Annotated in this window: 1 protein-coding gene; it reads right to left on the minus strand. The window is 56.4% G+C overall.

Features of this window, described 5'->3' with window-relative positions:
- Positions 1-579 (minus strand): 4Fe-4S binding protein (locus tag QME70_14035; GenBank protein MDI6895682.1); only part of this gene is annotated, 579 nt, incomplete at its 3' end.
- Positions 580-656 lie beyond the last annotated feature (77 nt).

Below are 656 nucleotides of genomic sequence, written 5' to 3' on the forward strand. Positions count from 1 at the left end.
CTCAAAGCCGGGCGCCAGTATGATGGACCCAACGCTTAATGTGACATCTTCCTCCTTCTGGTCATACTCCACCGCGCCGGCTTTACATACTTCCCGACAGGTGCCGCATCCAATGCACTTCTCTTTGTCAACCATATAGGTTAGCGGAACCGCTTGAGGGTATTTGACGAAGATGCCGCCTCTTTCGTCCAGGCCCTGATTGAACTCGTCTATGGCTTCCACCGGGCATTTCTCGGCGCAGACGCCGCACCCTGTGCACTTCTCCATGTTCACGTATCGGGCTCTTCTTGTTATGGCAACCTTGAAGTTTCCGGCCTCGCCGTCGACCTTCTTGACCGCCGCGTTGGTTATGAGGTGGATGTTTGGGTGCCTCCCTGAGGTTACTAGCTTCGGGGCGAGTATACACATGGCACAGTCGTTTGTGGGGAAGGTCTTGTCGAGCTGAGTCATTGTGCCCCCTATGCTGGGCGACTCGTCCAGCAGGTACACTCTGAATCCAGAGTCTCCAAGGTCGAGAGATGCCTGTATCCCGGCGATTCCTCCGCCTACAACGAGAACCGCACCTACCTTCTCGCTCATCGTGCTACCTCCAGCGCGGCGTATAAGGGAGAGGTTCCCTCTACCCTGTCAACCGCGACCCAACCCCTCCGTCTCAT

It is taken from the genome of Bacillota bacterium, from assembly GCA_030019365.1.
Taxonomy (GTDB): domain Bacteria; phylum Bacillota; class Sulfobacillia; order JACIYH01; family JACIYH01; genus JACIYH01.